2 protein-coding genes are annotated in these 2,526 nt (G+C 43.3%); both read right to left on the minus strand.

The genetic code is table 11. The annotated features are described in order from the left end of the window. Nucleotides 1–503: 503 nt before the first annotated feature. Nucleotides 504–1,043, minus strand: a complete 540-nt coding sequence (locus Q0212_RS08750; protein ID WP_297924598.1) for a hypothetical protein — start codon at nucleotides 1,041–1,043, stop codon at nucleotides 504–506. A gap of 89 nt (nucleotides 1,044–1,132) precedes the next feature. Beyond that, the coding region (locus tag Q0212_RS08755) for a phage terminase large subunit family protein (RefSeq protein WP_297924600.1) at nucleotides 1,133–2,526 on the minus strand (1,394 nt) is incomplete at its 5' end.

The raw sequence follows: 2,526 nt of genomic DNA on the forward strand, positions 1-2,526 counted from the left end.
ACACGACGCTCTTCCGATCTCTCTGCCGAGGATAGTAGCCATTGTTTTCAAAGCAGCCTGATTCTGAGCATTGAGCGTTTTAATAATTGGCTCAATATCCATCGTCATCCCAGCTTTCTTCTCATTCAACATACCCACTTCAACGCTGTCGGTATGGACGAAAGCCTGATCTGGGCGCAACGTTGCTACTGTCCCAGAGATAGCGTTGATGGTATTTCTAACATATAAATCTAATTTAGCAGCGTCCATTTTGATGTTGTCAGGCGCAGATTTGCGGATGACATCTTCTATCACTGTTACTTCCAAGCGTGGGTAGCCTGTTGCTTGCATGATACGGTACAAGTCATTAATAATCCGTTGACGAGCAGCAGCCGTATTGATAACACTGACAAAAGGACTGTAAGCGTAGGCATTAGTCGGGTCTTGGCGATAGTAAGCGACAAAGACCGTGGGGTAGTCTAAGGAAATGTTATCACCACCACCTGACGGCACTTGCTCTGGCACTAAGCGTCCGTTTTCGCGTTCAAACCATTCAACTTAGCGGTATCAATTAAACGGATGTCATCAAAATAACCTTCTTTGCTGATAATGGTTTCACCCATTAACATTCCACGAGCTAAAAGCATATACCGCATTTCTTCAGCGATTGCTTTTAAATCAGGTGTGTATCGAAACCCTTTACTAAAATCGTACCGAGTGGTTAAGGTGTCAATTAACGCATTAACCGTCTTTAAACCAGCACGGTCAATTTTGCCGTTAACATCTTTGACAAGAATAATCGGTTGTGTATCCGATAGCGTTAGGAATGAGTTTAAAGCAGCACTCGCATCAGGGTCTTGAATCAAAAGCTGCTTGATTAAGTCACGACTGTCTGAAGCTAAACGAGTATCAAAAATATCCGATAAGTGTTCCTGATACTGCGGAGCCGTTAGTGCATTAGCAGAGCTGGTAGAGTTAAAGGTGGTGCTTTCGGCAATACCTTTAGGGTTGCCTAACTTTTTAGGCGCAACAATCTGCACGACTGTTTGTAACATTGAGGCCATATTCGTCAACCAAGCAACGGTTTAATTGAAAGGGATTTTAACATACTACCACGTCCTTTTGCTAAAGCTACGCTCACGAGCCTAAAACCTTAGTAATTTCTTTTGTTAAAGCTACGCTCACGGCCGTAAATATCCCCTTGAGGAAGAATTAAATTCTGTCCCATGACAAAGATATTTCGTCTTTCTTCTTGCTCTTTATACCCTGTAAAGTCGTTATTGAAGTATTTAACCCCTGTGGTTAGATAGCCAAGCGCGTGAAAGAAGTGGTCTTGGCCAGTCAGTTTACGCCAAACAGCAGGTTTCTCAGGCACTGTATCACGAACCATGTCTTTCAAGTGGTTCTTAATCAGTTCTTTATGCTGACCGTAATTGAAAAACTCAATATTATTGTTACGGCAAAGCTTAGCGACAGAATCAATGGCTTCGGTGCGATCAACTTGAATGTTCTTGGTCACTTCCGTTTTATCATTAATCTCTACAGAGCCACGGTAAGCGCAAGGGATAACGGCACCACCTGTTTCTTCGTAAACCTCTTTGGCCAATAGCTGTTCAGGGAATTGGTCCATTGTGCCGCGAACATTATACTTCTCCCGAAGCTCTTTGATACGTTCCTTAACCTGCTCCAAAGGCACCATCTCCCATCGGTGGACGCGAACGCCTGTACGAATACTGCTAGAACTGCCGACAACAATATGACAGATAGAGCCAACGTCCATGCCAATAAAGTAAGGTCCGATAGGTTCTCCTTCAACATTCTCATCTTTGAATAAAGGATTTAAAACAGCATCCGTTAAACGAACATCAGCTTTGTCGTAAACCTCACCAAGTACCGTATTATACCAACCGCGTAAGAAGTCATTCTTACGATATTCAATGAGTTGGCTAATCACATAGTTAGGGGCTAAGGCAGCACTGGAGAAAGTACGAACCCGATAACCACGGTTATTGACACGGTTAGGGTAAGTGGCCACCCACTCGCGTTTATCACGCATCAAATCTAATGGCTGATGACATTTCTCACAGTCAACAGTGATGGCAGCCGTATTGATCTCATACTTATCAAGAATATGCGTGTCTATTTGATCTAAAGCAATTTCTTCAGGCAAACCTTCAATATGGATAAAGCGTTTGTCAAAGACAGGTACTTGCCAATGGTTACAACAGGAACACTGAATGAAATACTCTTGTTGATCGGACAACTGATAGGTAGCGTCAATGCCGAAGCCGCCGAATGTCGGTGTCGAAAATTGCTGACGGATTTTGAACGAAGACGCTTGTAAACGAGACTGGAACAAAGCCAGCATCTCTTGATTTGATAAATCAACTTCATCGTTAAAGATAACATCACAAGGCTGACCAGTGGCGGACGATTCTGTCGCAGGAACCAAAAGCAAGAACGATTTACCAATTTGGTTGACTTCGATAGAGCGAATTGGCTTGGTGCTGTCCATTGAAAAGACCGTATCCGAGAGTAAAAATGGGT

This window comes from uncultured Agitococcus sp. (assembly GCF_937920075.1).
GTDB lineage: Bacteria > Pseudomonadota > Gammaproteobacteria > Pseudomonadales > Moraxellaceae > Agitococcus.